Annotated in this window: 31 protein-coding genes, 1 pseudogene and 1 other annotated feature; of the genes and pseudogenes, 9 read left to right on the top strand and 23 right to left on the bottom strand. The window is 36.2% G+C overall.

What is annotated here, in order from left to right; translation table 11 throughout:
• Positions 1-156: 156 nt before the first annotated feature.
• The 9 genes from ACTWP4_RS18085 to ACTWP4_RS18045 all read right to left on the bottom strand — a co-directional run bounded on the left by ACTWP4_RS18085 (position 157) and on the right by ACTWP4_RS18045 (position 6,571).
• Complete coding sequence (locus ACTWP4_RS18085; RefSeq protein ID WP_443130184.1) at positions 157-1,077, bottom strand: nuclease-related domain-containing protein; 921 nt, start codon at positions 1,075-1,077, stop codon at positions 157-159.
• Between the two features lie 466 nt (positions 1,078-1,543).
• Complete coding sequence (locus ACTWP4_RS18080) at positions 1,544-2,269, bottom strand: class I SAM-dependent DNA methyltransferase (RefSeq protein ID WP_443130183.1); 726 nt, start codon at positions 2,267-2,269, stop codon at positions 1,544-1,546.
• A gap of 1 nt (position 2,270) precedes the next feature.
• A complete protein-coding gene (rsfS, locus tag ACTWP4_RS18075; RefSeq protein ID WP_443130182.1) occupies positions 2,271-2,615 on the bottom strand; it encodes a ribosome silencing factor in 345 nt (114 codons plus the stop codon).
• Complete coding sequence (gene yqeK, locus ACTWP4_RS18070) at positions 2,608-3,177, bottom strand: bis(5'-nucleosyl)-tetraphosphatase (symmetrical) YqeK (RefSeq protein ID WP_443130181.1); 570 nt, start codon at positions 3,175-3,177, stop codon at positions 2,608-2,610. Before yqeK ends, rsfS begins: the two co-directional genes overlap by 8 nt.
• A 43-nt stretch (positions 3,178-3,220) precedes the next feature.
• A complete protein-coding gene (locus ACTWP4_RS18065; protein WP_443130180.1) occupies positions 3,221-3,784 on the bottom strand; it encodes a nicotinate-nucleotide adenylyltransferase in 564 nt (187 codons plus the stop codon).
• 15 nt (positions 3,785-3,799) lie between these two features.
• The gene (yhbY, locus tag ACTWP4_RS18060) at positions 3,800-4,093 is read right to left on the bottom strand and encodes a ribosome assembly RNA-binding protein YhbY (protein WP_443130179.1); all 294 of its coding nucleotides are present in this window, start codon (positions 4,091-4,093) and stop codon (positions 3,800-3,802) included.
• 1 nt (position 4,094) lies between these two features.
• Positions 4,095-4,934 (bottom strand): shikimate dehydrogenase, encoded by an 840-nt coding sequence (aroE, locus tag ACTWP4_RS18055; protein WP_443130178.1) that lies wholly within the window; start codon positions 4,932-4,934, stop codon positions 4,095-4,097.
• 18 nt (positions 4,935-4,952) lie between these two features.
• Positions 4,953-6,053: a ribosome biogenesis GTPase YqeH gene (gene yqeH / locus ACTWP4_RS18050; protein WP_443130177.1), complete on the bottom strand. Its 1,101-nt coding sequence runs from the start codon at positions 6,051-6,053 to the stop codon at positions 4,953-4,955.
• Entirely contained in the window at positions 6,053-6,571 is a 519-nt protein-coding gene (locus ACTWP4_RS18045) for a YqeG family HAD IIIA-type phosphatase (protein ID WP_443130176.1), read from the bottom strand. Before ACTWP4_RS18045 ends, yqeH begins: the two co-directional genes overlap by 1 nt.
• Before the next feature lie 420 nt (positions 6,572-6,991).
• Here ACTWP4_RS18045 and ACTWP4_RS18040 point away from each other — a divergent pair, with 420 nt between their 5' ends.
• The 8 genes from ACTWP4_RS18040 to sigK all read left to right on the top strand — a co-directional run bounded on the left by ACTWP4_RS18040 (position 6,992) and on the right by sigK (position 13,699).
• Positions 6,992-7,132, top strand: a complete 141-nt coding sequence (locus ACTWP4_RS18040; protein ID WP_443130175.1) for a sporulation histidine kinase inhibitor Sda — start codon at positions 6,992-6,994, stop codon at positions 7,130-7,132.
• A gap of 390 nt (positions 7,133-7,522) precedes the next feature.
• Positions 7,523-9,859 (top strand): Na+/H+ antiporter subunit A, encoded by a 2,337-nt coding sequence (locus tag ACTWP4_RS18035; protein WP_443130174.1) that lies wholly within the window; start codon positions 7,523-7,525, stop codon positions 9,857-9,859.
• Positions 9,860-10,198: a Na(+)/H(+) antiporter subunit C gene (locus tag ACTWP4_RS18030; RefSeq protein WP_443130173.1), complete on the top strand. Its 339-nt coding sequence runs from the start codon at positions 9,860-9,862 to the stop codon at positions 10,196-10,198.
• Positions 10,191-11,675, top strand: a complete 1,485-nt coding sequence (locus ACTWP4_RS18025; protein ID WP_443130172.1) for a Na+/H+ antiporter subunit D — start codon at positions 10,191-10,193, stop codon at positions 11,673-11,675. The genes ACTWP4_RS18030 and ACTWP4_RS18025 overlap by 8 nt, the downstream gene beginning before the upstream one ends.
• A 5-nt stretch (positions 11,676-11,680) precedes the next feature.
• Positions 11,681-12,157, top strand: a complete 477-nt coding sequence (locus tag ACTWP4_RS18020) for a Na+/H+ antiporter subunit E (RefSeq protein ID WP_443130171.1) — start codon at positions 11,681-11,683, stop codon at positions 12,155-12,157.
• Entirely contained in the window at positions 12,154-12,444 is a 291-nt protein-coding gene (locus tag ACTWP4_RS18015) for a Na(+)/H(+) antiporter subunit F1 (RefSeq protein ID WP_443130170.1), read from the top strand. The genes ACTWP4_RS18020 and ACTWP4_RS18015 overlap by 4 nt, the downstream gene beginning before the upstream one ends.
• On the top strand, positions 12,425-12,793 hold the full coding sequence (gene mnhG, locus ACTWP4_RS18010; RefSeq protein WP_443130169.1) for a monovalent cation/H(+) antiporter subunit G: 369 nt from the start codon (positions 12,425-12,427) through the stop codon (positions 12,791-12,793). Before ACTWP4_RS18015 ends, mnhG begins: the two co-directional genes overlap by 20 nt.
• Positions 12,794-13,000: 207 nt before the next feature.
• Positions 13,001-13,699 carry an RNA polymerase sporulation sigma factor SigK gene (gene sigK, locus ACTWP4_RS18005; RefSeq protein WP_443130168.1) on the top strand — a complete coding sequence of 233 codons (699 nt, stop codon included), beginning with the start codon at positions 13,001-13,003 and terminating at the stop codon, positions 13,697-13,699.
• Between the two features lie 25 nt (positions 13,700-13,724).
• On the opposite strand, the gene mtnN is transcribed toward sigK, so the two are convergent.
• Together mtnN and ACTWP4_RS17995 are read right to left on the bottom strand one after the other, a co-directional pair.
• On the bottom strand, positions 13,725-14,420 hold the full coding sequence (gene mtnN / locus ACTWP4_RS18000) for a 5'-methylthioadenosine/S-adenosylhomocysteine nucleosidase (protein WP_443130167.1): 696 nt from the start codon (positions 14,418-14,420) through the stop codon (positions 13,725-13,727).
• A 3-nt stretch (positions 14,421-14,423) separates the two neighbouring features.
• Positions 14,424-15,179 carry a DUF1510 family protein gene (locus tag ACTWP4_RS17995; protein ID WP_443130166.1) on the bottom strand — a complete coding sequence of 252 codons (756 nt, stop codon included), beginning with the start codon at positions 15,177-15,179 and terminating at the stop codon, positions 14,424-14,426.
• 169 nt (positions 15,180-15,348) lie between these two features.
• On the opposite strand from ACTWP4_RS17995, the gene ACTWP4_RS17990 reads away from it, so the two are divergent.
• Positions 15,349-15,570 (top strand): KTSC domain-containing protein, encoded by a 222-nt coding sequence (locus ACTWP4_RS17990; protein ID WP_443130165.1) that lies wholly within the window; start codon positions 15,349-15,351, stop codon positions 15,568-15,570.
• A gap of 103 nt (positions 15,571-15,673) precedes the next feature.
• Here the strand turns inward: ACTWP4_RS17990 and greA are convergent, their stop codons facing one another.
• From greA to ACTWP4_RS17930, 12 genes and pseudogenes are all read right to left on the bottom strand, one after another.
• Positions 15,674-16,150 (bottom strand): transcription elongation factor GreA, encoded by a 477-nt coding sequence (greA, locus tag ACTWP4_RS17985; protein ID WP_018931508.1) that lies wholly within the window; start codon positions 16,148-16,150, stop codon positions 15,674-15,676.
• 215 nt (positions 16,151-16,365) lie between these two features.
• A complete protein-coding gene (gene udk, locus ACTWP4_RS17980) occupies positions 16,366-16,995 on the bottom strand; it encodes a uridine kinase (RefSeq protein ID WP_443130164.1) in 630 nt (209 codons plus the stop codon).
• 17 nt (positions 16,996-17,012) lie between these two features.
• Entirely contained in the window at positions 17,013-17,651 is a 639-nt protein-coding gene (locus ACTWP4_RS17975; protein WP_443130163.1) for an O-methyltransferase, read from the bottom strand.
• Between the two features lie 54 nt (positions 17,652-17,705).
• Entirely contained in the window at positions 17,706-18,860 is a 1,155-nt protein-coding gene (gene mltG / locus ACTWP4_RS17970) for an endolytic transglycosylase MltG (protein ID WP_443130162.1), read from the bottom strand.
• A 197-nt stretch (positions 18,861-19,057) separates the two neighbouring features.
• Positions 19,058-19,342 carry a DUF1292 domain-containing protein gene (locus ACTWP4_RS17965; protein ID WP_091483199.1) on the bottom strand — a complete coding sequence of 95 codons (285 nt, stop codon included), beginning with the start codon at positions 19,340-19,342 and terminating at the stop codon, positions 19,058-19,060.
• 13 nt (positions 19,343-19,355) lie between these two features.
• Positions 19,356-19,775, bottom strand: coding sequence for a Holliday junction resolvase RuvX (ruvX, locus tag ACTWP4_RS17960; protein WP_443130161.1), 420 nt, complete (start codon positions 19,773-19,775; stop codon positions 19,356-19,358).
• Positions 19,772-20,038, bottom strand: a complete 267-nt coding sequence (locus ACTWP4_RS17955; protein WP_018931502.1) for an IreB family regulatory phosphoprotein — start codon at positions 20,036-20,038, stop codon at positions 19,772-19,774. The genes ruvX and ACTWP4_RS17955 overlap by 4 nt, the downstream gene beginning before the upstream one ends.
• Before the next feature lie 74 nt (positions 20,039-20,112).
• On the bottom strand, positions 20,113-22,749 hold the full coding sequence (gene alaS, locus ACTWP4_RS17950) for an alanine--tRNA ligase (protein WP_443130160.1): 2,637 nt from the start codon (positions 22,747-22,749) through the stop codon (positions 20,113-20,115).
• Positions 22,750-22,987: 238 nt separating this feature from the next.
• Positions 22,988-23,195: a binding site (T-box leader), on the bottom strand.
• 38 nt (positions 23,196-23,233) lie between these two features.
• Positions 23,234-24,307: an AI-2E family transporter gene (locus tag ACTWP4_RS17945; protein ID WP_443130159.1), complete on the bottom strand. Its 1,074-nt coding sequence runs from the start codon at positions 24,305-24,307 to the stop codon at positions 23,234-23,236.
• Positions 24,307-24,501 (bottom strand): hypothetical protein, encoded by a 195-nt coding sequence (locus ACTWP4_RS17940; protein ID WP_443130158.1) that lies wholly within the window; start codon positions 24,499-24,501, stop codon positions 24,307-24,309. The genes ACTWP4_RS17945 and ACTWP4_RS17940 overlap by 1 nt, the downstream gene beginning before the upstream one ends.
• A 344-nt stretch (positions 24,502-24,845) precedes the next feature.
• A pseudogene (locus tag ACTWP4_RS17935) lies at positions 24,846-25,258 on the bottom strand (DUF600 domain-containing protein).
• Positions 25,259-25,875: 617 nt separating this feature from the next.
• On the bottom strand, positions 25,876-26,418 hold the full coding sequence (locus ACTWP4_RS17930) for a T6SS immunity protein Tdi1 domain-containing protein (protein WP_443130157.1): 543 nt from the start codon (positions 26,416-26,418) through the stop codon (positions 25,876-25,878).
• Positions 26,419-26,424 lie beyond the last annotated feature (6 nt).

Below are 26,424 nucleotides of genomic sequence, written 5' to 3'. Positions count from 1 at the left end.
AGGTTAGCAGAAGGTATGGAAAAAGGCAATGAATCAGATAGAAAAGGTCTTAACTTACGATGTTTACATTACTTCTTTCAGCTGTAATACGAGTTCATTGAGGGTTTTGACTAAATTTTGTCACGACCTGAAAACATGCACTAATTTAATTGCATTTCAATTTCCACCATCACATTTTTCAAAATAGGTATGGCGCTGGTCATTTTGCTTTTTATAATATTTATGCAAAACACGAATAATACGTTTTTCAGAAACTGCTCTATCACACCATTGATAAATGTCATTTGTCGTTACCTTGTTAGTAGAAGTTAGTAAAAGGTACTCCCTAATATGTCTTAAAATGGTGAGTTCTACTAACTCTTTGTTTTGACATGTCTGACAAAATACAGTTTTATTAATTATCGATATGGAGAATGATTCACATTCTTTACAAATTATTCCTTTTCGCAATTCTTTGATTTGATAACTTGGAAATTGTTCGAATGGATGTTTGGTGACATGAGAAGATAGTAGGAGTTCTGATAGTTGCATATCCTGTTGAGTAATATAAGAATTGGTGGAAAGTTTTTGAAGAAAGCTTTGAAGATTTGAACGGAATAAAATCTGTTTATGTGATGGAGTTTGATAAACTGTACATTGAGGGTGCATGAAAATGATATAAGCTTTTACAGTTAAAGAAAACCCGTGGTATTGCAAGAACCGGCGTACTAGTGATTCCGATCGGTTCCTTTGATGAATAGGGTTTTCGACTTCAATGTTTTCGCCCATACACAATGCATCATTATTAAAGTAATATTCTCCTAAATAATTTTTAACTTCAAATATGTACATTGTATTATTCGTTATAATAACGGAATCGATTTGGAAAAACTTCTCATAAAAAATCAATTGCAGATCATGAAGCACATAGAAAGATCCAGTTTGAGCATCTACAAAAGAATCAAATACACACTCACCTTCATACCCACGTCTAAGTCTTTGATATTTTTTCCTTTCTGCGTTAGATAACTCTTTTCGTTTTGACAATACATCATACAGTTGTAATTCTAGTGGTTTTTTCCTCTCCTTTAGCATCATACAATCACTCCTCTTAAAAATGATCACTTATAATATAGCAGAAGTTGACTGTTTTTGGAAATATATACGCTTTAATAGAGAGGGGTTCTTTTATCTAATCGTTGATTAGTACTTTTCTATTCGACCTTTCGCTTTGATTCTTACATGCTAACGTCGATTAGAACTCTTCTATTCGACCTCACTTACTGATTTTCACCTCCTTACGTCGATTAGACTCTTCTATCCGACCTTACGCACTGATTTTCACCTCCTTACGTCGTTTAGAGCTCTTCTATTCGACCTTACGCACTGATTTTCACCTCCTTACGTCGATTAGACTCTTCTATTCGACCTTACGCACTGAATTTTACCTCCTAACGTCGTGTAGAACTCTTCTATTCGACCTCACACACTGATTTTTACCTCCTTACGTCGTTTAGAAGTGTATTTGTTGATTAAATCAAAAAAGAGATAAGCCATATGAGACTTATCTCTTTCGACATACAAAAAAGATGCGCTGTTTCTCTTCAGGTTCTTCTGATTCTTCGATTGAAAAATCACCATGAACTGTCACGGATTGAAATCCCGCTTTAGCTAGAAGATTCAAGTATGTTTCAACAGCAAAAGTACGCTGGATATGTTGTTCATCAAAGCGCTCGTATTGACCAGTTTCTTCATCCAAAAGGAAAAAGGTAAGATCGTGTTCGACACTTCCCTTTGTTCCTCCAGCCTCACAGAACCATAGATAAGAAATATCATCGTAAATCTCGGCGAAGGTTTGACCGGCCATATTTTCATTAAAATGACGGAGACTATGAACATCGAATATAAATAGACCTTCACCGGTAAGACTATTCCATACGTTAGTGAATACTTTTTCGAGATCTTCTTCCGTTGTAATATAGTTAATCACATCACACAGGCTGACGACGATATCAAATCCAGTCAATCCTTCTAATTCACGAATATCTTGTTGAATATATCGGATGTCAGATGTATTGGCTTGAGCGTAAGCAAGCATATCTTCAGAAAAATCAACGCCTGTTACTGAATAACCGGCCAATGCAAATTGATGGCTCAGTCTGCCCGTCCCACAGCCGAGATCAAGTAACTTGCCTTGCTTACAAAAATGTTCAACGAATGACTGCCATTGATCATATGGTGCATCATCCATCAAGACATCATAAATATATGCTAATTGGGAATAAGCCATTTTATATTTTCACTTCGAGTTGAGGAGCATCTCCCCATAGTTTTTCTAAATTATAATACCCGCGCTCATCACGGTGAAAAACGTGACAAACAAGATCTCCAAGATCGACTAATACCCATCTTGCCTGATCGAATCCTTCCATTCGTTTCACATCAATATTTTGATCTTCTGCAATATCTTTGACTTCACGTGCGATTGCTTGGACTTGGCGTTCGTTGGTCCCCTCGCAGATTAGAAAATAATCTGCAATTAACGAAACATTCTGCATGTCTAATAAAATGATATCCTCTGCTCGCTTGTCATCACACGCTTTTGCTATTAATTCTACTAATTGTTTATTATCCATTCATGTTCCTCCCTATATTTTCATTATATAATTGAAATGTATCTGGATAAATCGGTTGGTTTTTACTCATCAAAAAACTAATCGTATTACGTGCTGCCATCCAGCATGCCTGATGAATATTTTCAAAAACAATTGCCCTTACTTCTTCAACGCCAGGAAAATCACGACCTGGTTCAATATAATCTGCAATAAAAATCACTTTGTCCATAAGTGTCATATACCGTTTACCTGTAGTATGCCAATAAATTGCACTTTGTATTTCTGGATCATCAATACCAACTTCTCTCTCAATCATCTTAGAACCGACTGGACCATGCCATAGTTCTTGATGATAATCCAAAAGATCATGGGGCAATTTTTCTTCAATAATCCATCGTTTCATTTCTTCAGGATGACGATACTTGGCATAATCATGAAAAATTGCAGCAATCTCTACTTTTTTTTCATCGACACCATAATGTTTGGCTAATTCTAAAGCTGTTTCCATTACACGAACTGTGTGGTCGTACCTTGACTTTGTAAGTTGCTTTTCTACTATCTTAAGTGCTTCTTTTCGTTCCATTTTTTCCACTCTCCCTTTTTTTAGAAAAAAGGATTATTACATTTTATGAATATAACTCGTATTTATTAATAATTGTGATTACTTCTGGTGTCGTTAAATATCGAATCGATTGTCTTTCGCTAACGCGCTTCCGTATCATGGTTGATGAAATATCCATTAACGGCATTTCTACTTGTTCTACAGGATATGGTGTATTCGATGAAGAACCTGGACGATCAACACCAACAAAGGTTATTAATTCAATCAGTTCCTCAATCTGGTGCCATTTTGGTAAAAATTCGACCATGTCACCACCGATAATAAAATAAAATTGATAGGAAGGGTATTGTTCTTTCAATGTTTGAACCGTATTTAACGTATAGGATTTTCCTTCTCGTTCTACTTCTATTGTATTGACATTGAATGCAGGATGACCATGAACAGCCGCTTTCGTCATTTCAACACGGTCTTTTGCTGTTGTTTTGGCCTCTGCTTTATGTGGTGGCTGATAGGACGGAATGAACCAGACCTCATCAAGAGCTAATTGCTGGTATGCTTGCTCCGCCATCAGCAAATGTCCATAATGAGGAGGATCAAACGTGCCACCAAACAGACCGATTCGTTTCAAACTTCCCACCTACTTTTAAGGTAAAGTTATACTTTTATTTTCTGCTGACTCTTTATATAACACAATCGTATTTCCAATGATTTGAACGACATAAGCCTCTGTACCTTCAGCGATCGCTTCTGCTACATCGTCTTTATCTTCCATACAATTTTGTAAAACGGAGACTTTGATTAATTCACGTTTCTCTAATGCCTCACCGATTTGTTTGATCATGTTGTCATTGACACCATCTTTACCCACCTGGAAGATCGGATTCAAATGGTGTGCTTCTGCGCGTAAAAAGCGCTTCTGTTTTCCGGTTAATTTCAAATTATTCACCTCTTAATTTGTTTTCCAATTTATTAACTAAGTGTGCAACATCTAGATTTTTCCCTGTCCACTTCTCAAATGCTAATTGTCCCTGATATAACAACATCGCGTGTCCGTGATGTATATTCGCACCTCGCCCACTTGCATCTTGCAACAATTGCGTCATGATCGGCTGATATACAATATCACTTACAACCGCATCCTTACTTATATTATCTAGCTGAATCACTTGATCTTTTATATTCGGTTTCATTCCGACAGATGTTGTTTGCACAATTAAATCATATTTCGCTAGCTGTTCCTCTGCTTGCTGATAGCTAAGCACACTTGATTTAACTTCATCGAGACGTAATGACAAAAGGTCTTCTGCTTTATCTTGGGAGCGATTGGCTATATCAACCGTATCTACACCTTGACCATTTAATGCTCTGTATATACCACGTGCCGCTCCACCAGCACCTAATAATAACACAGATGTTTTACTATTTAAAAGGGTAGGATATGGTTCCTTCAAGGAGCGTACATATCCTTCTCCATCTGTACTATAGCCTTTCCACTTTCCATCCCTATTAATGACCGTATTAACTGCACTGAGAATCTCTGCATCGTTATCAATTTCATCCAGATAATCGACGATCACCTGTTTGTATGGAACCGTCACATTAAAACCATCAATCCCAGTTTCTTTTAAGTGTTTCAAAACACTAGGTAGCGCCTCACGATCCCCTTCATATAATTTATATTCCCCATTTAACTCAGCCAAATCCAAAAATTGCTGATGAATCCATGGTGATAATGAATGACCAATTGGATGACCGATCAATCCAAGTTTATACGTCATTATTTTTCCCCTCTCCTCTTATATTAAAGCAGGTCGTAATGAAATTTGTACGCCTTTCGGAACATGAATCGAAATTGTGATTCCTCCGTCCGGAACGGTAATCCAACCAAGACCAGGTATTACGATATCTGTTTTATCTCTTGGGATCTTCATCGTTTGTTTCACTAATGGTGGCAACTGTTCGAGAGTATCCGGACTTGGCGGTTGCAATAAATCTCCCACATGCTTTTCATAAAACTCGTCTGCCTGTTCCAGTTTCGTGCGATGAATCATTAGTTGATTCGAGAAATAACATACAAATGATTGTTTAAGTCCTTTTTCAAAATCAAATCGGGCAAAGCCACCAAAAAAGAGCGTCTGTTTGTCCTGAAGTTGGTACCCCTTTGGCTTAATTTCCTTTTTCGGTGTAATCAATTTTAAGTCTTTATCCGTTACATAATGGACAAGTTGTCTACGATTTACCACACCAGGTGTATCGTACATGTAAGATTTTCTGTCTAAAGGAAGTTGAATAAATCCTAACGTAGTACCTGGGAAATACGAGGTAGTTATCGCATCTTTAATGCCACTGGAACGATTGATCAATTGATTGATAAAGGTTGATTTACCAACATTGGTGCACCCCACCACATAGACATCTTTTCCATTTCTTCTCTCTTCTATTTCCTCTTCCACCGTGTCAAAGCCTTGTCCTTTTGCTGCGGAAACAAGAAATACTTCTTGTACTTTTAAGCCATAATCGCTCGCCGTTTTTTTCATCCATTGAATTAATTTGTTTTTATTTGTCGATTTCGGCAAAAGGTCTACCTTGTTTCCAATGAGAATGATTGGATTATTACCAGTCAAACGCTGTAATCCAGAAATAAAACTGCCATTAAAATCGAATATATCGACTATTTTAACAACTAAACTATTCGTACCGCTTATTTGATTAATCATTCGTAAATAATCGTCATCGGTATATTCCACATCTTGTACTTCATTATAATGTTTCAACCGGAAGCAACGTTGACAAATAATATGTTCATTATCCAGCGCACTCTGTGGTACATATCCTGATTTGGTTTTGTCTTCGGTTTGAATTTCGGCTCCACAGCCTTCACAAAAAATCTGGTCCATTACTTTTCCTCCCATGTGATCATGCCTTTTCTACGCATCCAGTTCAAAATGCGTCTTTCAATTAGCCGGTTAAATCTAGTTATCTTGCCATCTGTCTCGACAATAGGTACAACTAATATCGTATGAAAACCTGCAAAGTTACCGCCTAAAACATCGGTAAGGAGTTGATCGCCAATTACAACAATCTCGTCTTTTTTTAATCCCATCTGTTTAGCAGCTCTGTTAAAGGCACGGACTAGCGGTTTTCTCGCACTATAAACAAATGGTGCTTCCAACGGCTCTGAAAAAACACTAACCCGCTCCTCATCATTGTTTGAAATAATCGTTACTTTTATCTCGTTTTCTTTCATTTCTTTAAACCATTCGATTATTTCAGGTGTAGCATCTTTTACATCCCATGCTACTAATGTATTATCTAAGTCTGTGATCACACCTTTAATCCCCATTTCACGAAGTTTCGCCGGGGTTATATCTAAAACACGTTGCACATGTTCTTTTGGCAAAAATTTTTTTAACAATTACGTCCACCTCAACTGTTTTCTTTTAAAAATACTATATATTCACAAAAATGGTATACATTTAAAGAACAATAATATACATATCTTTCCCTATCATAAACAATTTTCTAAATTTGTTCAAAGATATCTTTTACAAAAACCAAATTATATCATAAATTGTGACAAAACGTCTTAAAATAACAGGAAATTTGAACTATATTCGTAAAATCGTTCGACAAATTACTACAATTGTTTTGCTTGTGGATAACTTTGTTCACATGATCCACACTTGTGCTATCAAGTTTCAGACATTTTTTTCACCTTTTATTCACAACTTATGAACAGGTGATTGTAGATAAGTTAACAGTTGTTCGTTTTCCCATTTCGTGCTACATTAACTATAACATGTAGCAGACATCCTATCTATTGGAGGGACAAGCCTTGGAAAACTTATCGGATGAATTGCTTATTGAATCCTACAAAAAAGCTACAGAACTTAGACTTAGTTATGAATTTATACAGTTAATGGAAGAAGAGATGAGACGACGTTCCTTAATGGACTATCTCAGATTCCCGAATTAAATAGTAATGGATTCACACTTAGCCGGTATATCCGTCTAAGTGTTTTTATTGTCTTTAGACTTTTAATAGAAAAAATTTTTACCACATTATATTAAATAGGATATTTCTCGTCAAAATTACTTTATATAAAAGGTAGCAAAGAACTCCTCTCTTGTATTCTTTGATATTTTTAGATTAGAATATAATAGGATACCGTTAAAATTAATATATAATTTATAAAGTGAGCGTTCCATCAGAGTGCTTTTCAACTCTCTCTGGTGGTTTGCGAAACTTATCAAGGTGTTAGCGTCATTATCCCCCTTCTTAGTTTCTTTGATTCACTTGAACTTTGATATGGGGTTTTACTGATGAATAACACCGTGATATTAACATAAGGGGGATCATCATTAGATGTTATTTGCTGTTTTTTTGCCAGTCTTGCTGGCGATTTTTATCCCATTCTTTAGCAAATGGAAGGAAAATATACATACTGGCTATTTTGTCCTGTTAGCACCATTAGCTGTATTTATTTATTTCATTCCGCATGTTGGGAATGATTTTTCACCCGTTAGTCAATCTTACAACTGGATTCCATCTCTAAACATCGGTTTAGATTTTTATTTAGATGGGCTTAGTTTACTGTTCGTATTATTGATTAGTGGCATTGGAACATTAGTAACACTTTATTCCATCTTTTATTTACACACTTCAGAAAGATTGGATCAATTTTACGTTTATCTCCTACTTTTTATGACAGCCATGTTTGGGGTTGTCCTGTCTGATAACGTATTTGTTCTCTATTCATTCTGGGAACTCACCTCGATTTCATCATTCCTGTTAATTGGTTATTGGAATTATAAAGAACGATCTCGATATGGTGCCTTGAAATCAATGCTTATTACCGTTTTTGGTGGTCTCAGTATGCTTGGTGGATTTATTCTGTTATCCATTATAACCGAAACGACTAGTATTCAAGCAATGATTAACAAGACAGATGTGATTCTTTCCAGTGAATACTTTGGATTAATTTTGGCTCTTATTTTATTAGGTGCTTTTACGAAATCAGCCCAATTTCCGTTTCACATCTGGTTACCTGATGCGATGGAAGCACCAACACCTGTCAGTGCGTATTTGCACTCTGCCACAATGGTTAAGGCGGGGATTTTCCTTGTTGCCAGATTTACGCCCATCTTTTCAGAAAGTGACTGGTTTTTCGTATTTGTCAGTGGTATCGGAATCCTGACACTTGTGTGGGGCTCCTACATGGCCGTTCGTCAGACGGATTTAAAAGGAATATTGGCATTTTCAACGATCAGCCAATTAGGGATGATTATGTCAATGCTTGGTTTTGGAACAAGTGCAGCGATTTATGCTGCTGTATTCCATATTTTAAACCATGCTACATTTAAAGGTAGTTTGTTTATGATTGCCGGAATTGTTGATCATGAAACAGGTACTCGTGATATTCGTCGTTTAGGTGGTTTAGTTACATTCATGCCTATTTCGGCAACCTTAGCATTTTTCGGAACATTTTCAATGGCAGGTTTACCGTTACCATTCTTAAATGGTTTTTACAGTAAAGAAATGTTTTTTGAGGCTACTTTAGAGTTACATGAATCTTCCATTGCTTTTGCCAATGTGTTAGCTCAAGCGATTCCGTATTTAGCTGTGTTTGGCAGTATCTTTACATTCGTCTACTCGATGTATCTGGTATTCGGTACATTTATGGGTGAGCAGAAATTGGATCAGCTTAAGATTAAACCACATGAAGCACCGATTGGTATGCTTCTTTCACCAATAATTTTAATATTAGGGGTTGTGCTTATTGGTCTTTTCCCTAATCTGGTCAATAACTCTTTTCTAGCCCATACCACAGAAGCAATTTATGGTCAGCCAATGGAAGAAAAACATATAAAGTTCTGGCATGGGTGGTATACCCCACTTTACATGTCATTAATTGTGGTCGGTATTGGAGCAATACTTGCTTACACGAGAAAATCATGGAATAGCATTTATAGCATTTTCCCAGGAAAATTAAGCTTCAATAAAGTATATGATTTTTTAGTAGATCAGTCTGAAAAAGCATCTGCGAAAATTACCAATATGTATATGACTGGCTCACTACGCTTGTATATGGTATTGATTCTACTAGCTATATTAGTTTGTAGTTACAGTGTATTATGGATTACTGATGGGTTTGCTTTCGATAAACCTGAGATAAACGACATTACGATACAGGAAGTTTTAATCGCATTAACAATGGCAATTGCGGCTATTTGTACGATCTTTACCAGAAATAAAATTGCTGCAATTCTTATTCTAGGAGTCGTCGGATATGGCTTAGCCTTATTATTCGTCGTATACCGTGCTCCAGACCTTGCTTTAACACAATTAGTAGTAGAAACCATTACCGTTGCGTTGTTTCTGTTATGTTTCTATCACTTACCAAATTTACGTGAACGTACAGAAGATGTATCACAAAAGCTCATCAATATAATTATCTCTGTTGCTTTTGGTACATTAATGACAATAGTAGCGATTTCTGCTCATAGTACAAAACTATTTGATAAAATTTCAGATTATTTCGTGGAAACATCTTATAAACTTGGTGGCGGGCATAACATCGTCAACGTTATCCTAGTTGATATGCGTGGTATTGATACCTTATTTGAAATCGTCGTATTAGCTATAGCTGCCTTTGCTATTTATGGATTGATTAAATTACGCAACAAGAAGGAGGCAGAATAGATGGAAATAGTTATGTCGATTCTTGCGGGCGTATTGTTTACAACAGGGATTTATAACTTGTTACAGAAACAAATGCTTCGAATAATTATTGGAACCGCACTGATTTCACATGGTGCACACTTATTTATATTAACCATGGGGGAATTAAAAACTGGCAAGCCCCCTATCCTCCATCACGATATCGAAAATTATACAGATCCATTACCACAGGCGCTGATTCTGACTTCTATCGTTATCAGTTTTGGTGTAACTAGTCTTCTATTAGTTCTTGCTTACAGAGCATCTAAAGAGAATGGAACAGACAATATGGAGAAATTAAGGGGTAACGAAAATGATTAGTAACTTAGCAGTATTACCAATTATCATACCGTTGATTGCTGGTGTACTTGCCGCACTTTTTCATAAAAAATTGAAAATAGTACGTGTATACTCGCAAGTACTTACATTAATCAATACAGGGGTAGTCACATATATTTTATTTTATGTACATCAAAATGGATCGGTTGTACTAGAAACAGGGGATTGGATCGCACCATTCGGGATTGTTTTGGTTGCAGATATGTTATCTATTACCCTTGTATTAACCACTAATATTGTTGCACTTGCCTGTATCTTCTATGCCCCTAAATCACTTAGTAAACAGCAGGAGGAATTTTATTTTTATACGTTCTACTTTTTGCTGATTACAGGTGTTTCTGGTGCATTTATTACAGGTGATTTATTCAACTTATTCGTTTTCTTTGAAGTGTTATTAATGGCGTCTTACGGTTTAATTGTGCTTGGTGGGGAAAAAGTACAATTACGGGAATCGATGAAATACGTGTTGATCAATTTATTTTCTTCGATGCTCTTTGTAACAACGATTGCTTTCTTATATTCCGTTGTCGGAACAGTTAATATGGCCCAAATTGCAGAGCGTGTTGGTGAGGTAGATCAAACTGGCATTCTGACTACGATTGGAATATTATTATTCTTTGTATTCGGTACAAAAGCCGCTCTCTTCCCACTATATTATTGGTTACCAAGACCATATATTGCACCTAATCCGGTCATCTCTGCCCTGTTCGGTGCCCTTTTAACAAAAGTCGGGATATATTCCCTCTTACGTGTGTTCTCATTAATATTTGTACATGAGCGCGATGTAACACACGAAATCTTTATCTGGATTGCCGCCCTCACCTTAATTTTCGGTTCAATCGGGGCATTATCTACGAATAATATGAAACTTGTTGTCGCCTATAATATCATCCCTGCTGTCGGGTTTATGCTGATTGGTATCGGCGTATATAACAGTACTGGTTTTAGTGGGACCGTCTATTATTTAGTACACGATATGATCATCAAAGCAGCGTTATTTTTATTAGTTGGTGCCGTTGCATACCTTGTTGGCACAAGTGATATTAGAAAAATACGTGGTTTAATCCATCATTATCCATTGCTAGGCTGGGTATTCTTTATTTCCGCTTTCGTATTAGCAGGTATCCCACCCTTTAGTGGATTTGTGGGCAAGCTAGTTTTATTACAAAGTGCAGTCGAAGCTGACAGAATTGTCATTGTGATCATTGGTCTTGGATCAAGTCTGTTGATCTTACTCTCTGTAATGAGAATATTCGTTCGTTGCTTTTGGGGAGAAAAAGATGCATCCATTACCCCTGATAGAAAAGCAGCGAGAGGATTTATTGTTCCAATTGTCTTTCTGCTCTTTTTCTCAGTATTACTTGGAGTTGGTGCGGAATGGTTCTATCCAAGTATAGAAGCAATTGGTGACTACTTGATGAATCCAGAAAACTATATTGAATCCATTTTAAAGGAGTAAATCTTATGTCTCTACAAATTATCTTAAATTTAGTTATAGCGATCATGTGGATGTTTCTGGGTGAGTCATATGTATTTTCATCATTCCTAGCCGGGTATATTGTTGGGGCATTGTTATTATTTATGCTAAGAAGATTTATTCCAGATGCGTTTTACCTGGATCGTGTCTGGAAAATGATCAAACTAGTGCTTCTATTTCTGAAAGAGTTGATCATTTCAAATATCGATATTTTAAAATGGGTGTATAAACCAAAACAAGACTATAAGCCCGGAATTTTCGCTTTACCAACAGAATTAAAAAGCAATTGGGAAATTACGATGTTAACCTCTTTGATCTCATTGACTCCCGGGACACTATCGGTGGCTGTTTCAGAACATAATAATATAATCTATATTCATGCGATGGATATTGATAATAATGAAATAGCGATAGAAGCAATTAAAACAACGTTCGAAAAGGCGATAATGGAGGTGACAAGATGAATGATATAATCAAACTGGTTACAATCGTTTGTATAATTGTCATCACTATATCGATAACCTTACTTTTATATCGAGTTGTCAAAGGACCTACTAACCCTGATAGAGCTGTAGCATTGGATGCCATAGGAATTAACTTGATGGGTATGGCTGGTCTGTTTGCGATTATAATTGTCACTACTCGTTTAAATGATGTAATTTTATTAATTGGGATCTTATTATTCATTGGCACAATTGCGTTAGCAAAATATTTAGAAAAGGGTGTTATCATTGACAGGGACGACGACTGAATTCATCATGGACATTGTTGTAATCTTGTTTCTTGTGATTGGAACTTTTTTCGTAATATCGGCCACAATTGGTGTCATTCGCTTTCCAGATGTCTACACTCGTTTACACGCTTCTACAAAAGCAGCAACATTAGGGATTGCCGGTATTATGATCGGTTCGTTTATCTTTTTATATGCCGAACACGGGATTGTCAGTGGGAAGTTAATATTAGGGATTATTTTCATTCTTCTTACAGCTCCCGTTTCTGCACATATGATCGGACGTGCAGCGCACACAACTGGTGTAAAGCCATGGTCACACGATGGCAACACAAAAGACGAATATGCTGATTCTTTAAAAGATGAATAGTTTAAGGTATGCCATGAGATCTTTCGTAGATCACATGGCTTTTTATTTTTTGCGTTTTTATAACTTTGAAATGGTTATTAGAACATTTTCGCAATAAAAAAAGCGCACCGAATTCAAAAAATTATAACTTGGCCATATGACACAATGGACGAACGTCTGGCATAAGATGAAATATGGGCGAATACCTACTGTCTAGGAGGTGTCATATTGTCAATATTGTTCGGGATTTTAGCGATTATTAAAGAAGCGTTATTTTTCGTTGCCTATGTAAAAAATAACACCTTTCCACAGCCTCTACCTGCCAATGAAGAAGCTGAAATGATCAAGAAAATGCAAGAGGGTGATGAACATGCACGCAATAAGCTAATTGAACACAATTTAAGATTAGTAGCGCATATTGTGAAGAAATTCGAAAATACCGGCGAAGATGCTGAAGACTTAATTTCGATTGGCACCATCGGCCTTATTAAAGGCATAGAGAGCTATTCAAGTGGTAAAGGGACTAAATTAGCCACATATGCCGCAAGATGTATAGAAAACGAAATTTTAATGCATCTACGAGCGATGAAGAAGACGAAAAAAGATGTATCATTACAAGATCCGATTGGTCAGGACAAAGAAGGAAATGAGATAAGCCTGATCGATATTTTAGAAGCAGAGAACGAAGATATTACAGAAGCTATTCAATTGCATATGGAATTAAAAAAGATTCAAAAATACTTACGTGTGTTAGATAAACGAGAAAAAGAAGTGATTATCGATCGTTTTGGTTTAGGAAAAACCGACGAATTAACCCAACGAGAAATTGCAAAAAAGCTAAACATCTCGCGCAGTTATGTTTCACGCATTGAAAAAAGAGCTTTAATGAAAGTCTTTCATGAGTATTACCGTAATGAATTAAAATAGCTGTCGAGGTCTCGACAGCTATTTCTCATTTATTCGTATTTCTTACAACATCCATTATTAAGTTTGCTGCATTTGCCGCTGCTTTTTCAAGGAATGCGTCAAATGATACGGAAGAATCTTTTCCCGCAATATCTGAAAGTGCACGGATTATGACAAATGGTCTGGAGTACTGGTAACACACTTGTGCAATAGCTGCAGCTTCCATTTCGGCAGCTATCATCTCTGGGAATTTTTCCCGAACAAATTGAACTTTTCCTTCATCTTGCATAAACGAATCTCCAGTACAAATCAGACCTTTCATTGCTTCAATACCATCTAATTGTTTGGCAGCAAGCATGGCTTTTTCGATTAAAATCGGATCTGCCTGAAACGTTGGAGGTAACCCCGGTACTTGACCATAATCATAGTCAAATGCTGTTACATCAACATCGTTGTGTACTACTTCTGAAGATATGACAATATCCCCAACTTCTAAATCGTTATGAAAACCACCTGCTGAACCGGTGTTAATCACAAAGCCCGGTTGGTATCTTTCAAATAATATTGTTGTTGCAATAGCAGCATTCACTTTTCCAATACCGGATTTCAATAACACTACGTCTTTACCTTCTATTGTACCAACAAAGAAATCACCATTAGCGATTCTTTCCGTTTCTGTTATATCCATTTTCTCTTTAAGTAGCTCTACTTCTTCGTCCATTGCACCGATTATACCGATCATGGTTTATTCCTCCTGTTCTGAACTTGCTGCATCTTCTTCTTGACTATCACTTGATGAACTTGTTTTTTTATCGTTTTCAATCAATTCTTCTACTAGTACTGGCTGCCAACCTTGTTCTTTCACCCAGACCATCGTCACTCGATAAGTTTCATCCTGGTTAGATTTCGGTGAAACAGTCGCTTCTACACTCTGCTCTCCAGCTCTTCCAAACCACCAAGTAATTTGTTGATCTACAGGTATACCTGTTGCAACTTCCACTGCTTGCATCATTTCTTGCCAGTCAACAGTTTCTTTTTCAAATGTTGTAGTATGAGGCTCTTCTTGCTCTGTACCAATCGGTTCCCAGTTTCCTTTATAAGCAGCGCGAACATTCTCATCCTCGGATTCTACTTCTTTTAGCTGCACATCTTCATTGTTTTGCTCGTTCTCATCTTCCTTAGTTTCTTCTCCCACTTGCGGTTCTTCCTGATCGGACTCTTCTTCCGATGTCGTTCCGCTAGATTCTTCGGACTGTTTCTCAGGCTCTTTATTTAATCCATCTTCATCTGTATTATCTTCTTGAATCTCTTCTGTATTATTATTATCTTCTGAGCCAGTCGCTACCGGTTCACCTTGATCATCTCCACCAAAAACAACAATTGCAATGATGAGAACGGCTAAAACTCCACCGATAACGCTTAACCATGTAATAGCCTTCGTGCTCGTTCTTTTTTTCTCAAACCTGTCTTTTCTTGTAATTCTTCCAAATTCATCCGCCATTATTCCACCCTCCCAATCGTAATTATACTAAAAAATAATATCTTTCACCATGACAAGCCCTATTTTTAGGAAAATCGATCGATTTTTTTCTTTTTTTGTCATTCTTGCAGGAGTTTGTCCATATATATGGAATATAATAAATTGAAAGAAAATGTAAGGAGCGTGTGCTATGTTGAGAACGACTACGTTTGATCGCAAATTATGGCAACTAACTACCTTTGAATCGATTAGCTATGATAAAGAAAACCAGGTCTTATTTATTCATTTTCTCGATGACACTACGCTGCAATTTAGTTCTGTTTCGGAAGAGCTTGTCTTTCAATTTATACTCGAAAAGAACAAAGAATATTTCATTGAACAGAAACTTAAACCATTTTTAATATCTTCGTAATATGAAAAGTGCCTTAAAACTTGTGATCTGCATGAGAAGCTATTACCCAATATAATGAATAAAAATGGATGTCTCTAAAATAAGACATCCATTTTTTCTATCCTTACTGAACACTAATTATTTTTACGTTCATATCACCAGCTGGAGTTGGTACCACCACTTCTTCTCCTATTGAATGACCTAACAGGCTTTTTGCAATCGGAGAATCATTGGAAATTTTCCCTTCAAAAGGATCCGCTTCAGCACTACCAACAATTGTATAGCTTTCCTCTTCACCATCAGGTAATTCCTGGAAGGTAATGGTTCTACCTAATGATACAACATCTGGGTTTGCGTCTTCGTCTTTAATAATGACAGCATTTCGAATCATATTCTCTACTTGTACAATTCGAGATTCAACAAAAGCTTGTTCATCCTTAGCCGCATCATACTCTGAGTTTTCGGATAAATCACCAAAATCTCTGGCAATCTTGATGCGTTCAACAACCTCTTGTCTTCGTTCTGTCTTTAAATATTCCAATTCTTCTTCTAATTTTTTTAAGCCATCTTCTGTCATGTAAAACTCTTTTTCTTCTGGCATGATCCTACACTCCTTCAATCTACTGCTATGAATCAGTAAAGCAAATATTATTTACATTGTATGATGCCTCATTTAAAATAACACTTTTTCATAGCATTTATGTAAATGCTTTATTTACTAACCACTACTATCTCAAATTTTTTCAATTTTTTCAATAGTTTTATTTGTACTATTTTGCAAATGCAAGGAGAGATTATAACTCCGTGCATTCTAAGTTACTCTAGTTCTAATATTTTTTCAATTTTTGTAGCTAATAAATCAATGGCAACAACGTTTTGTCCACCCTCAGGAATAATAACATCTGCATATCTTTTGGTGGGCTCAATAAATTGCAAATGAGCAGGACGAACTGTTTGGATATATTGATTGATGACAGAATCAATCGAACGGCCTCGTTCATTAATATCCCGTAACAGACGACGAATAATTCGTAAATCCGCATCTGTATCAACAAAAACTTTAATATCCATTAATTCCATCAGCCTTGCATCATCCAAAATTAAAATACCTTCAATTATAATAACATCTTTGGGCTCCATCGGAATAACATCATCAGATCTAGTATGCATCGTATAATCATATACTGGTTTATCTACCGGCTGATGTTCTAATAATTCTTTAATATGTTCAATTAGAAGATCATTATCAAAAGCTAATGGATGGTCATAGTTTGTTTGTAGTCTTTCTTCCATAGGAATATCTGCTTGATCTTTATAATAATAATCTTGCTCAATAACAAGGACAGATTGATCTGTAAAACGATTTTGAATGGCTTTGGTTACAGATGTTTTACCTGAACCAGATCCACCTGCAACTCCAATAATAACTGGTTTTTTCTTACTCATGTTGTGCACCCCTACTTTTACTTTTTTACACTGATTGCCACACCGTCTCCAACCGGTAGAATAGTGGTATGATAAGAAGGATGTTGCAATAACCATTGATTATACTGATCGATTTTATTCGCAAGCTTTTGTAACCTTTTCGGCGCTTCTTCCGGATTTACCACCAAGCCTCTGAAAAGGACATTGTCTGTCACCATCACGCCTTTATCAGTAAGCATTTGCCCGTATTTTTCGAAAAAGTGCCGATACTGTCCTTTTGCTGCATCGATAAATATCATTTGATATGGTCCTTTTTCTGCAACCTTTTCATCTACCTCTAAAGCATCCCCAAAAATGACATCAATATGTTCTTCTTGGTTTTGCTCTTGAATATTTTTCATCGCCCGATCATACATTTCTTGATTTCTTTCGATCGAGACTACTTTTGCATCAGATTTTGCTTCTAACATTCTTAAAGCAGAGTACCCAATTGCAGTGCCAATTTCAAGTATTTTGGCTGGCTGGTGGAGACGAATTAATTGTTGTAATAAGGCAATACCTTGTTTGTCCATAATCGGAACATGGTTTTGATTTGCTTCTTCCTCTAACTGTTGAATCCAATCGTCTTGTATTGGCGTGATCGTATCCAGATATTTGATAATATCTGTCTGGTTCATGCTTGTCATTCCCTTCTAAAACAGGGCAAAAGCAGGGATATCTGCCCCCTGCTTTTACTTTTGATTATGAATATATTGATCTTCCAGCTTTTGATGTTCTTCAAGTGTTCTGGAATAATGAACATTTCCTTCAGAATCCGCTAAGAAATAAAAATAGTTGTTATCATCCGGTTTTAATACCGCAGCTAAAGAACTTTCACCAAAATTAGCAATTGGCCCAACTGGTAATCCTTGAACATGATACGTATTATAAGGTGATTCTATCTCATAATGATCATATGTTAATCTCGGTATATGTTCACCATGCGCATAAATGACAGTAGGGTCTGTTTGTAACATCATACCCTCTTCCATCCGATTATAAAACACGCGAGCAATTTTTCTTCTATCTTCTTCAGTTGGCGCCTCTTCCTCTACTAATGAAGCAAACGTAATCACTTCATGAATAGAGAATTCTAATGCTTCTATCTGATCATAATAGGCAAGAATGACACTGTTTGTTTTATTTAACATTTTTGTGATAATTTTATCTATAGTAGGTTGATCCGTAACAAACTCATATGTCGCTGGAAACAAATACCCTTCCAATGGATAAATAATATCTTCTGCTACAATATCTTCCGTTAAAATATTTGGATATTGTCCGATCAATTCCTTTATATATTCTTGATCTTTCATTTTTTCTAAAAATTCTTTACTATCAACACCTGCATGTTCTTCATAGATCGATGCAATTTCTTCAATACTTCTTCCTTCAGGTACGGTAACACGTAATTGAGCTTCTTTTTGAATAGAACCTGTTTCCAATTCTGATGTAATTTCTGCTAAAGTCATCGAAGGCGATAAACTGTATTCCCCTGCTTGAAAATCAGTAGCATTGTTAAATTTAACATAAAAACGATATATTAAACTATTTGAAATAATGCCCTTATCTTCCAGTATACTAGCAATATCAGAGCTTGATGATCCTAGTGGTATAGTGACATCGATCGTTTCTTCACTATTAGGATCAACCGGAGATACACCTTTCTGTACATAATTATAGGCAGTGTAACCACCAATTATGATAACCCCTGTTAGTACTATCAGCACAATGATGATAATTCTCCGTGCAAGACTGGCTTCTTTTGCCCGTTCTTGAGAAATTTCTTTATATGTAAGTTTCTTCTTTTTTGACTTTGTGTTTTTCTCTTCTTTTTCTTTACTCATTTAGGTCTCCCCCTTTCACCCGGTATATTATACTACAAATTTTGCAAAAGCGAAACAATTGATAATAACAGTGTAAAGAAATCACTAAAATTTCTGGATAATAAATTGTTAGATACGCTATGGGTGATACTACTTTAACTACATTCCATTTGTTAATACAAAAAAGCTGACCAGGAGTTCCTGGCCAGCTTTTGTCTTTATTCTGTCAAGTCGTTGTCTGCTACTGTATTAAGTACTTCCTCAACCATGTCCCACTCATCGTCTGACTCGATGTGATATAGGGCGAGGTCATCGTCGTTTTCTTTCTCTTCATAACGGAATGCAAACACTTCTACTTCTTCGTCTTCTTTCTGTTCCGCTGGTACTACTGCTACATATGATTCTTGTGTCTGATCAACATCAAACGTAAACAAAACTTCAAATAAATGTTCTTCTCCATTTTCATCAGGAATGATGATACGTTCTTTTTCTTCTAATGCCATTTGTAATCCTCCTTCATGGTTGGCTATCCAAATAACCTTGCAATATCATGACAGCTGCCATCTTGTCGATCACTTTCTTTCGCTTAGAACGGCTCATATCCGCTTCTAACAAAACTTTCTCGGCAGCCATCGTAGTAAGTCGTTCATCCCAAAGGATAACCTCTTTCGAGAAAGTATCTTCTATAAACTTGGCGAAATCTTGTGAAGCTTCACCTCTAAAGCCAATTGAGCCATTCATGTTTTTAGGTAAGCCAATGACGACTTTTTCTATAGTATGTTCATCGATCAATTGTTTAAACGTATCTTTTACCGATTCGTAATCTGGTTCCTGCCAATGGATGGTCGTTAAACCTTGTGCAGTCCAGCCTAATGCATCACTGATCGCAACACCGATCGTTTTTGATCCTACATCTAGTCCTAATATTTTTGTCATTTCTTATTATTGGCGCTGATGTAATACTTCACTAATTCTTCAATTATTTCATCGCGCTCAATTCTCCTTATCAAATTTCGTGCATCCTTATGTCGTGGAATATAAGCCGGGTCACCTGATAATAAGTATCCAACAATTTGATTGATCGGATGATATCCTTTTTCCTCGAGCGCATTATGCACTAACAACAACACTTCTTCAACATTTTGCTCAATGGGCTCTTCAGAAAAATCAAATTTCATTGTCTTGTCCATTCCATCCATGGAAGCACCCCCAAATAAAATTACAACGATTTGTATCTATCTATTATAACTGTTATTAATAAAAATTACCAAAATTATTGTACCTCTTGCGCATATTTTTCTACAAAGGCGAGTGCTTCTGGTAATTTAGTTGCATCTTTTCCACCAGCTTGTGCCATATCTGGACGGCCACCGCCGCCTCCACCACAAATCTTGGCAGTTTCTTTAATCAAATTACCTGCATGGTATCCCTTCGTTACTAAATCTTTGGTAACTCCTGATGCTAACTGTACTTTGTCATTATTGACTGCAGCAAGCAAAATAATACCTGATTCTAATTTTTGTTTCATTTCGTCTACCATTTGACGTAATTGATTCATATCAGAGACATCTACTTTTTTTGCAAGGACTTTTACTCCGTTTACTTCTTGAACATCATCCAAGATTGAAGAAGCCTCTAGTTGGGAAAGTTTAGCACGTAATGAATCAATTTGACGCTGCTGTTCTTTCATATCTTTAAAAAGATGTTCTAAACGTTCAGGTACTTGATCTTCTTTTGTTTTTAATTGATTAGCGGCAGTTTGTAATAATTGATGTTTACCATTCACAAATTGATAAGCACTTTTAGCTGTTACAGCTTCGATTCTTCGTGTTCCGGCCCCGATTCCTGACTCGGAAACTATCTTGAATAACCCAATTTCAGCAGAGTTTTGAACATGGCAACCACCACATAATTCAATACTGTAGTCCCCGATTTCAACCACTCGTACGATGTCTCCATATTTTTCACCAAATAAGGCCATAGCTCCCATTTCTTTTGCTTCCTGGATTCCCTTATTACTAATATTCACCTGAATGGAAGCCCATATTTTTTCGTTTACTTGTTGTTCAATTTCTGTGATTTCTTGTTCCGTTATTGCTCCAAAATGGGAGAAGTCAAATCGTAGACGCTCACTTGCGACTAATGAACCAGCCTGGTTAACGTGTTCACCTAATACATCCTTTAATGCTTGATGTAGAAGGTGTGTCGCCGTATGGTTTTTAATAATGTACTGACGCGATGTCTTGTCTACTTGTGCTTGGACGGCTTGTCCTTTCGATAACGTACCTTCTTGGATCAAAATACGGTGAAGATTTTGTCCATTTGGTGCTTTTTGAACATCTTGTACTTCCGCATGACCGCCTTCAAAAGAAATAGTACCTTTATCAGCTATTTGTCCACCGCTTTCTGCATAAAATGGTGTTTCAGCAAGTATAACGTATGCTTCATTTCCGGCTGTAACAGCTTCTACACGCTCTTTATCAGCGACCATTTCCAGTACAGTTGTTTCTGCCTGTAAATAATCATACCCAACAAAAGAGCTTTCTATGTTAATTTCGTTTAATACGCCATCCTGGATTTGCATTGAATCGACTTTTTGTCGGGCATTACGTGCTCTATCACGTTGCTTGGTCATTTCTTTCTCAAAGCCTGCTTCATCAATCGTAAATCCGGCTTCATCAACATACTCTTCTGTTAACTCTTTTGGAAATCCGTACGTGTCATAAAGACGGAATACTTCTTCACCAGGGAAGACTTTATTTCCTTTTTCTTTTTCTTGTTCGATGATCGAGTTTAAAATTTGCAGACCTTCCTGTAATGTTTCATGGAAACGTTCTTCTTCGGTTTTGATCACATTTTGAATAAAGTCTGTCTTATCTTTCACTTCTGGATAGAAAGCTTCCATGATCGTACCGACTGTCGGAACAAGTTGATACATAAACGGTTTTTCAATTCCAATTTGTTTGGCATAGCGAACTGCTCGACGTAAAAGACGGCGCAACACGTATCCACGGCCTTCATTCGATGGTAAGGCACCGTCACTTACCGCAAACGTTACTGTACGGATATGATCTGCAATCACCTTGAAGGACACATCTGTTTCTTCATTTGCATTATAGCTGGTGTTTGCCAATTTTTCTGTTTCTTTGATAATAGGTAAAAATAAGTCTGTTTCAAAATTGGTTTTCGTATCCTGGATCACACTGACAAGACGCTCGAGTCCCATACCAGTATCAATGTTTTTCTTCGGTAATGGCGTATACGTATCATCTGGATTATGATTGAATTGAGAGAACACTAAGTTCCAGATCTCTAGATAACGCTCATTTTCACCGCCTGGATACAGTTCCGGATCATTTGGATCATTACCATATGCTTCGCCACGGTCATAGAAAATTTCGGTATTTGGCCCACTAGGACCTTCCCCGATATCCCAGAAGTTTTCTTCTAGTCGAATAATGCGTTCTTCGGGTAATCCGATTTTATCACGCCATAGCACATATGCTTCTTCATCTTCCGGGTGTACGGTAACCGATAGTTTCTCCGGATCAAAGCCAATCCATTTGTCACCGGTTAAAAATTCCCAGGCAAAATCGATTGCTTCTTCCTTGAAATAGTCACCAATCGAGAAGTTACCTAACATTTCAAAGAAAGTATGGTGTCTTGCTGTATAGCCTACATTGGTAATGTCGTTCGTACGAATTGATTTTTGTGCATTGGCAATGCGGGGATTCTTTGGTACAACTCGACCATCAAAATATTTTTTTAATGTTGCCACACCACTGTTGATCCACAACAACGTCGGATCATCTTTTGGTACTAAGGATGCACTCGGTTCGACACCGTGACCTTTTTCTTTAAAAAAGTCCAAAAACATTTGACGCACTTGAGCGGATGTTAAGTTCTTCATTATAAATCGCCTCCGTGAATTTATATTTATTAAGAAAAGCGTAGAGAGCCCGCATAGAAACGTAGCGACTGGAGAGAATCACCTGAGATAAAGGAATCACGGTGAGTTTACGAACCGATGATGACTTATCGTAGGGCGATTCGTGAAGTCGCCTAGTTTCTGGGCACTCGGAGCTAGACAAATACGTAAATTTCTTCTTTAGCTTAAAAAATAAAAAACTCCCATCTCTGCTTGATTCAGCAGGGACGAGAGTTATATCCGCGGTACCACCCTAATTACAGCCTAAGTGACTGTCACCTTAACACCTGTAACGGAGATGGAACCGGCAGTAATTAGCTGCACTTCAAACTAGCTTCCTGAATCAGAGCATTTAGAATTTCTTTCAGCCATGGAAATTCCTCTCTATAAAACGGTAATCCAGTACTCAGGTTTTTCTTCGATTTGTTTTATTTAACTTCGCTAGCATATTATAGATAACTTTTGGCTATCTGTCAATTGCTTTTACCTGTCTAACAATCAATGGTACTGCAACTCTGGCAACTGCCAAAATAGGTACTGCCAATAACATTCCCACAATACCAGTAGTCTTGGCTGCAATAAATAATGTTAAAATCAAATAAACAGGATGAATGTGGATACTTTTTCCTACTATAAAAGGAGAAAGTAAATTCCCTTCTAGTAATTGTACCGTTAAAACAACCAAAATGACATACAACACCATTTCCGTTGACATCGTAAAAGCAATCAATACCGCAGGAATCGCTCCAATGATCGGTCCGAAATAAGGAATAAAGTTGGTGAAACCGATAATGGTTGCCAATACAACTGCATAATTCATTCCAATCCATCTTAACAAAAAGTAGCTCACTAAACCTACAATGAAACACACTAATATTTGTCCTCGGATATACTGACCAAGGCTTTCCTCCATATCACGTCCCAGTTTCTTCGTAAAAGACTGATATTTTACCGGGATGATTTTTAGAATACCTCTCTGTAATTGCTGATAGTCCTTCAGAAAGTAAAAGGCTAATATCGGAATAACCGCAATCATAACAAAAATATCAAACAACATAGGGATATTCTTTAACAGATTTGTTACTTGATCACCAAGTGTTGTTTCTATATTTTGAAAAAATTGATCTAAATTATCATGAAACCCCTCTGGCAAGAAAGATGTTTGGTTATATAGGTCATAGATAAAAGAACGATATGCATCCACATATTGTGGTATGTTTTGCTGCATTTCCTGAAGTTGCTCCATCCACATCGGAAAGGATATATAAATACCATACCCAGTGATTGCGAAAAAAAGTAGATATATGAAAATAATAGCCACTGGCCTTGGAATATGGAATCTATGAATTTTTTCGACAACTGGATGTAATAGATAAGCGATTAATCCTGCAATTAAAAATGGTGCCAACACTTGTAAAATGATGATAAGCATATGCTTGTAAAAAGGAAACAGGATATACATTAAATAGAGAAAAAGAACTGCTAAGCAGAGAATAATCAGTTGAAGAACGATACGAATTTTTGATTGATTAGTCTTCATTACCTTTCTACTCGTCTTTCCTCATCAGAAAATAAATCATCCAATGAGCTTAACGATCCATCCATTTCAACTTCATGCAAGTGCAGCATGTTATTTTGGACAGATAATTCAATGAAGCAATCCCAGCAATAGTATTGCTCTGGACCTATAACTCCGATATTCTTGCTGCGACAATTCGGACAAATCACTAACATTCCCTCACTTTTCCATTTTTATTTTTCATCCTTTCCTATTTGGAGGGAATTATACATATATTTTTCAAAGAAATGGCTTTGCTTTGGGATGGTTTTAGTTATGCTAGTCTAATTGTTCTTCATAGGCTTACTTGACTTTATCGAACCATAGATTAAATATCATCAGGTAATAGGTCCTTATCTTGGAATATACTGCATCATATTTATTCCGTTTAAATTGTCGGTTTTGACAATAGCTAAATTGATATATTCGCAAATCCAATGTAGGATAACTAGTCATAATACTGTGTCGGTCATTATTCATAATAAAACCTCGAAAGGCATTTAGCCAATCAAGGTATTGTTTATAAATTATTTTCTTTTACTTCCTCAAACCAGTTGTCGAAAATGTCATCAGGCAATAAGTTCATCATCATTTGAATAAACTAGATCTTATTTATATTTAGGTTTTAAAGAGTTTTGTTTCACATTATAATATAATTTCATTTCTGTAGGCATTTCTATATTAAACTCTTCACATTTTTTATGGACCAGCTTTAAATTTTGATTACCAATTCTTAGTGTTGCCTTCTACCTCTCTGGAAACATCGCAAACTCGCTCCAATTCTTTTGTAACCTCGTTAAACTGATGTTTATGGACAACCTTTCCTTCAATCCTATAGAAAAAATCAAACACATACATTTATTGTTCATATGAACAATAAATAAAGATTTCATCTGTTTTATTATCGACATACTCTAAACATATAGCTACCATGTCTGTTTGTAGTTCATACAAATAATCTTCAAATTCTTTCTCTATAAAAAATCACCTCTAATTCAAATCTTTTTCTCTCTTCCATTTGCTAATAATCGTACATTATGAAGTTCCAATTATAAAAAAAGGAAATTAAACAATTCAAAAGCAATTAAAAAGTCTTCTTATATGAATGAAGCACTTTATGGTCTTATAAACAAATAGAAGTTTTTTATAAAGTATTAAAAGTAAAGAAAATGTTTTTTAAAAATCAAAGACTCAAGAAATTTACTTTAAATATTAGGTTTTAAAGTTTTTTTGCCACCTATTTTTGCGAATTCCTTTTCATTTATACATAGTGTATCCTCTCGAGCTTGTACGATTTCATTTGTATGTTGCCAATGCCCTGTTGTCAAATGTCCTCTTACCATGCAAACTGTCAACTTACCTATTTTTTGATTTTCACAAACACAGCACTAAAGCAGAATGCCTTGATAGGACTACCTTCATGAGCTATGAATTTCTTTAAAGCTTTATTCAATGTCGTCCAAGTTAAAATTTCTAAAAAAACAAAAACACCTGATTCCTAGTAAGGCAATCAAGTGCTTATAGTTAATTCTGTAACATACTCTCAAATATTACTGAACTGGTCCCATAAATTCAGTAATAATAAGAATATGTTCCTTCAGTTTGACTTTTTTTAGATTCTCAACTTTTTCTGGTCCACCTAAACCTAATAAAGGTGTGTAACCGAAGCATTCATCATAATCTAATTCGTTATATTGATTAATTGCTTCAGGAAAAGGTTGCCACTGTAAATACTCATCTCGAAACTTTTCTGAATCCAAGCTTTTGAAAAAATATAAAAAGTTTGGCATAACTGTTTTTAGTACACCGTATCTAAAATTAAGTAATCTTACATAACCATCAGCCCATATTACTAAATCTCCCATCCCAGTTGCAAATAACACTACAGAATCCGTGTATCTTATACTACATTCTTGTAAAATATCTTGAAACTCTTCTGGGTTAATACTTTTAAAATATCCATGCATAAATGTTCCAAATCCATAATTCTGCCACAAATCAATTATTTCTTTTGGGATTATGTTCTTATATTTTTCTATTAAATAGCTCGGAACCTTGCTGTATAATTTAAAATCATTTAATAAACTCTCCATTTAAAA

The organism is Gracilibacillus sp. D59 (genome assembly GCF_052246695.1).
Lineage (GTDB): Bacteria > Bacillota > Bacilli > Bacillales > Amphibacillaceae > Gracilibacillus.
This window is presented reverse-complemented; position numbering and strand designations above follow the sequence as displayed.

Bases quoted from the DNA above. Each gene is read 5' to 3' on its own strand.
- ruvX (WP_443130161.1), bottom strand. From the start codon at position 19,775: ATGACAAAAATATTAGGACTAGATGTAGGATCAAAAACGATCGGTGTT.
- mltG (WP_443130162.1), bottom strand. From the start codon at position 18,860: ATGAGTAAAGAAAAAGAAGAGAAAAACACAAAGTCAAAAAAGAAGAAA.
- mtnN (WP_443130167.1), bottom strand. From the start codon at position 14,420: ATGATCGGTATAATCGGTGCAATGGACGAAGAAGTAGAGCTACTTAAA.
- ACTWP4_RS17975 (WP_443130163.1), bottom strand. From the start codon at position 17,651: ATGAACCAGACAGATATTATCAAATATCTGGATACGATCACGCCAATA.
- ACTWP4_RS18015 (WP_443130170.1), top strand. From the start codon at position 12,154: ATGAATGATATAATCAAACTGGTTACAATCGTTTGTATAATTGTCATC.
- ACTWP4_RS17995 (WP_443130166.1), bottom strand. From the start codon at position 15,179: ATGGCGGATGAATTTGGAAGAATTACAAGAAAAGACAGGTTTGAGAAA.
- udk (WP_443130164.1), bottom strand. From the start codon at position 16,995: ATGAGTAAGAAAAAACCAGTTATTATTGGAGTTGCAGGTGGATCTGGT.
- ACTWP4_RS17940 (WP_443130158.1), bottom strand. From the start codon at position 24,501: ATGTTAGTGATTTGTCCGAATTGTCGCAGCAAGAATATCGGAGTTATA.
- ACTWP4_RS17990 (WP_443130165.1), top strand. From the start codon at position 15,349: ATGTTGAGAACGACTACGTTTGATCGCAAATTATGGCAACTAACTACC.
- ACTWP4_RS18030 (WP_443130173.1), top strand. From the start codon at position 9,860: ATGGAAATAGTTATGTCGATTCTTGCGGGCGTATTGTTTACAACAGGG.
- ACTWP4_RS18035 (WP_443130174.1), top strand. From the start codon at position 7,523: ATGTTATTTGCTGTTTTTTTGCCAGTCTTGCTGGCGATTTTTATCCCA.
- ACTWP4_RS17965 (WP_091483199.1), bottom strand. From the start codon at position 19,342: ATGGCATTAGAAGAAAAAGAACGTATCATCATTCCTGATGAAAATGGA.
- rsfS (WP_443130182.1), bottom strand. From the start codon at position 2,615: ATGGATAATAAACAATTAGTAGAATTAATAGCAAAAGCGTGTGATGAC.
- ACTWP4_RS17945 (WP_443130159.1), bottom strand. From the start codon at position 24,307: ATGAAGACTAATCAATCAAAAATTCGTATCGTTCTTCAACTGATTATT.
- ACTWP4_RS17955 (WP_018931502.1), bottom strand. From the start codon at position 20,038: ATGGATGGAATGGACAAGACAATGAAATTTGATTTTTCTGAAGAGCCC.
- aroE (WP_443130178.1), bottom strand. From the start codon at position 4,934: ATGACGTATAAACTTGGATTGATCGGTCATCCAATTGGTCATTCATTA.
- ACTWP4_RS18020 (WP_443130171.1), top strand. From the start codon at position 11,681: ATGTCTCTACAAATTATCTTAAATTTAGTTATAGCGATCATGTGGATG.
- yqeH (WP_443130177.1), bottom strand. From the start codon at position 6,053: ATGGACCAGATTTTTTGTGAAGGCTGTGGAGCCGAAATTCAAACCGAA.
- alaS (WP_443130160.1), bottom strand. From the start codon at position 22,749: ATGAAGAACTTAACATCCGCTCAAGTGCGTCAAATGTTTTTGGACTTT.
- greA (WP_018931508.1), bottom strand. From the start codon at position 16,150: ATGCCAGAAGAAAAAGAGTTTTACATGACAGAAGATGGCTTAAAAAAA.
- ACTWP4_RS18085 (WP_443130184.1), bottom strand. From the start codon at position 1,077: ATGATGCTAAAGGAGAGGAAAAAACCACTAGAATTACAACTGTATGAT.
- yqeK (WP_443130181.1), bottom strand. From the start codon at position 3,177: ATGGAACGAAAAGAAGCACTTAAGATAGTAGAAAAGCAACTTACAAAG.
- ACTWP4_RS18025 (WP_443130172.1), top strand. From the start codon at position 10,191: ATGATTAGTAACTTAGCAGTATTACCAATTATCATACCGTTGATTGCT.
- ACTWP4_RS17930 (WP_443130157.1), bottom strand. From the start codon at position 26,418: ATGGAGAGTTTATTAAATGATTTTAAATTATACAGCAAGGTTCCGAGC.
- ACTWP4_RS18080 (WP_443130183.1), bottom strand. From the start codon at position 2,269: ATGGCTTATTCCCAATTAGCATATATTTATGATGTCTTGATGGATGAT.